Source organism: uncultured Novosphingobium sp., from assembly GCF_964277725.1.
Taxonomy (GTDB): Bacteria; Pseudomonadota; Alphaproteobacteria; order Sphingomonadales; family Sphingomonadaceae; genus Novosphingobium; species Novosphingobium fluoreni.
Window position 1 is genome coordinate 1 of record NZ_CAXYKL010000266.1, and the last position, 2602, is coordinate 2602.

At 62.5% G+C, this 2602-nt stretch carries 3 protein-coding genes and 1 pseudogene; all 4 read right to left on the reverse strand.

Features of this window, described 5'->3' with window-relative positions; all coding sequences use genetic code 11:
* Positions 1-530, reverse strand: a 530-nt coding sequence (locus ACHWRX_RS14835) for a tRNA-guanine transglycosylase (protein WP_394659760.1), incomplete at its 3' end; no start/stop codon positions are given.
* 8 nt (positions 531-538) lie between these two features.
* The gene (locus tag ACHWRX_RS14840; RefSeq protein WP_394659761.1) at positions 539-1462 is read right to left on the reverse strand and encodes a YdiY family protein; all 924 of its coding nucleotides are present in this window, start codon (positions 1460-1462) and stop codon (positions 539-541) included.
* 19 nt (positions 1463-1481) lie between these two features.
* Positions 1482-2255 (reverse strand): ABC transporter permease, encoded by a 774-nt coding sequence (locus tag ACHWRX_RS14845; RefSeq protein ID WP_394659762.1) that lies wholly within the window; start codon positions 2253-2255, stop codon positions 1482-1484.
* Positions 2252-2602, reverse strand: a pseudogene (locus tag ACHWRX_RS14850) (multidrug ABC transporter ATP-binding protein); the annotation flags it as partial. The gene ACHWRX_RS14845 and the pseudogene ACHWRX_RS14850, both read right to left, overlap by 4 nt.

A 2602-nucleotide genomic window follows, 5' to 3' on the forward strand; every position in this document is an offset into this window, starting at 1 on the left:
TCGAAGCCTTCGCGACTGCGTTTGGCCCAGCGCATCGACATTTCCATGGATCGCGCGATCACGTCCCGACCTTGGTCGATCTTCGGGCACTCATCGAACGCCATGACGATATCGGAGCCGAGCAGCCGCTGGATCTCCATCGAGCGCTCTGGCGTCAGCAAGTGGCGCGAACCGTCGAGGTGGCTGGCGAAGGTAACGCCCTCCTCGGTGATCTTGCGCAAGTCAGACAGGCTCATCACCTGATACCCACCGCTGTCTGTCAGGATCGGGCGATCCCAGTTCATGAACTTGTGCAGCCCGCCCAGCCGCGCCACCCGCTCAGCGCCCGGGCGCAGCATCAGGTGATATGTATTGCCCAGGATGATGTCCGCCCCGGTCGCGCGGACATCCTGCGGCTTCATCGCCTTCACCGTCGCCGCCGTGCCCACGGGCATGAACGCAGGCGTGCGGATTTCCCCGCGCTTCATCGTGATACGCCCGGTCCGGGCGCGGCCATCGGTGGCGTGGATGTCGAACGCGAAGCGGGTCATGGCGGTGATCAGAAGCCGTAAACGAGGGTGAAGCGAGACAGCGTGTCGGTCTGCCGCGAACCGACCGGGGGGTCGGTATCATGCTCGTAGCGGTAGGACAGGCGCGCCTTCAAGCCCTTCAGCATTCCCGCCTCCAGCGAGGTCGTGGCGGTATAAGTGCTGTTGTCCGCCTCGACATAGGCGCTGGATTGATGCGTGACGCGCAAAGTCCGCGTGGCGTTCCAGGCAAAATCGATTGCGCCAAGGGCAGAGACGGTGGTTTTCGAAGGTTCGTCGACATAGTCGGTGAAGCGCAGCGCCGGGCCGCCGTCAAACGACAGTTTCAAATCATTTGAATTGAAGATGCGATAGCCGAAACCCGGCGAGAATGACGTGCGGCTGTCATAGCCCTGAAACCGATCGTGCTCGTACTGCGCCAGCCCGTAAGCGTAGAACCGATCGCTGAGGGTGTAGCGCGGATTGTAAAGCGCCAGATACTGCTCGCGCGAGACCACGCGGTTGGTCTTCTGATAGTCAGCGGTAAACTGCAGCCGGTGCTGCCAATAGACGCCTTGGCGGCTGAGCTTTACGCCAACGGAAACACCCGAGTTGCGGCTATTGCCGGTGGAGCTGAACGCGCCCACTTCGCCTTCACCGCTCCACAGTTCCAGCGGCCGGGCGGCCAGGATGCGGGCGCGTTCGTTATCCGCTTTCTCCGTCACCACCAGCTTGTGAGTGTCTTCGAACTTCTGGCGCATCGCATCGATTTCAGCGCTGTCCTGCGGCTGTGTTTCCTTGGCCGCCTTCACCACCGCGTCGACCGCCTTGGCGTCGTCCGTGGCCATCGCGGCCTCGATCATTGCGCGGACCGGACCGGGCAATTCGGCCCGCGCAGGCGCGGCAGACGTAGCGGCAACAAGGAAGCAGGCAAAGGCAACGGCGCGGGCAGACATCTCCCGCGCCTTTAACGGCTTAGTTGCGCAGGCGCCACCCGGTGCGGAAGATGAACGCGATCAGCGCCACGCAGGCTGCGAGGAACGCTAGCGTCAGGCCCAGCGACAGCCAGATCGACACGTCCGACTTGCCGTAGAACGTCCAACGCAAGCCATTGACGAGATAGACAACCGGATTGGCCAGCGCCACCGTGCGCCAGGGTTGGGGCAACATGTCGATCGAGTAGAACGTGCCGCCCAGGAACGTCAGCGGCATCAGGATCAGCATTGGCACTACCGACAGTTTCTCGAAGCTATCCGCCCAGATGCCCAGGATGAAACCGAACAAAGAGAAGCTAGCGGAAACCAGCAGGATGAAGCCTAGGGCATAGAATGGGTGGACGATCGTGTAGTCCACGAACAGCGTGGCCGTTGTGAGGATGATCGAAGCCAGGATCAGCGATTTGGTGGCGGCCGCCCCGACGAAGCCGGCCAGCGTCTCCGCCACGCCGACCGGAGCGGACAGCAGTTCGTAAATCGCGCCGGTGAAGCGCGGCATGTAGATGCCGAAGCTGGCGTTGCTGGTGCTTTCTCCCAGCAAGGTCAGCAGCAACAAACCGGGCACGATGAAAGCGCCGTAATTCACGCCGTCCATTCCGTGCTGCATCTGTCCGCCGATCGCCGCACCGAACACCACGAAGTACAGCGAAGTCGTCAGCACCGGTGCCAGGATGGACTGCAGCGCCGTGCGGAAGGCCCGCAGCAATTCCTGCTTGTAGATCGTCCCCGCGCTGCGTGCGTTGAACAGGCTCATGCCATCTGCTCCTGACGCCCGCCTTCGACAAGGTCGACGAAGATATCCTCCAGGCTGGACTCGTGCTGATCGATCGCCTGATAGTCGATGCCTTGCCGCGTCAGCGCCTTGGTGATCTCGGCCACGTCCGCCTTGCCCTGCCCCGCGCCGTCCCCGCCGCGATAGGTCAAGGTCAGGCCATCGTCCGAAATCGTGATGGGATAATTGCCGAATGCGTCCGGCAGGGCCGAGAGCGGCTCGGTCAGGACGATATGCGCTTCCGTGCGGCCCAGGCGCTTCATGATCGCGTCCTTGTCATCCACCATCAGGATTTCGCCCTGCCGGATGATGCCGACGCGATCGGCCAT

Excerpts from the sequence above, each read along its gene's own strand:
- ACHWRX_RS14840 (WP_394659761.1), bottom strand. The coding sequence starts at position 1,462 with ATGTCTGCCCGCGCCGTTGCCTTTGCCTGCTTCCTTGTTGCCGCTACG.
- ACHWRX_RS14845 (WP_394659762.1), bottom strand. The coding sequence starts at position 2,255 with ATGAGCCTGTTCAACGCACGCAGCGCGGGGACGATCTACAAGCAGGAA.